Genomic DNA, 262 nt, shown 5'->3' with positions numbered 1-262 from the left:
CGGCGTCCTCCGGGCCGCCGTCGCCGCCGACCTGATCCTGCGCCCCTGGGACAGGTCCCGGCCGCCGGTCACCGCCCAGCTGACCATCCACGCCCCGCTGCCCGCCCTGCACGACCCCGACCCCGACGGCGGCCAGGGCGGCCAGGGCGGCCAGGGCGGCAGTCAGCCGGCCGCCGAGGTCGCCGGGGAGGTCGTCACCGCCGCCCAGTGCCGGGAGATCCTCCGCGCACTCGACCTGCTCGGCGTCGGCGCCGCCCCCACC

Annotated in this window: 1 pseudogene; it reads left to right on the top strand. The window is 80.5% G+C overall.

The features are described 5' to 3' along the window. Positions 1-262, top strand: a pseudogene (locus tag E9549_RS22980) (hypothetical protein); the annotation flags it as partial.

Source organism: Blastococcus sp. MG754426 (assembly GCF_021699055.1).
Taxonomy (GTDB): Bacteria; Actinomycetota; Actinomycetes; order Mycobacteriales; family Geodermatophilaceae; genus Blastococcus.
The sequence above is the reverse complement of the archived record's forward strand: the minus strand, read 5'-3'. Positions and strand labels throughout refer to the sequence as shown.